Raw genomic sequence first — 228 nt, 5'->3', positions numbered from 1 at the left:
CAAGTTAAAAGTAAAAGAAAAACAAGTTTTGATTGAGAAAGTTGGTTGGGTAAAAACATCCGAAAAGTTACCTGTAGGGGTTAAGTACTCTAATCCACGCATTAGCTTTGACGGTAAGTATTGGTATTTGTCTGTCGGTATTGAACAGGAGTTTACAAAAGAGAAGTTAACGGCTGTTTCGTTAGGAATAGATATTGGAATCAAAGAATTAGCATATTGTTCTGATGG

At 35.1% G+C, this 228-nt stretch carries 1 pseudogene; it reads left to right on the top strand.

The features are described 5' to 3' along the window. Window positions 1-228, top strand: a pseudogene (locus JDS82_RS29490) (RNA-guided endonuclease InsQ/TnpB family protein); the annotation flags it as partial.

This window comes from Bacillus cereus group sp. N14, assembly GCF_016483555.1.
GTDB lineage: Bacteria > Bacillota > Bacilli > Bacillales > Bacillaceae_G > Bacillus_A > Bacillus_A wiedmannii.
This window is presented reverse-complemented; position numbering and strand designations above follow the sequence as displayed.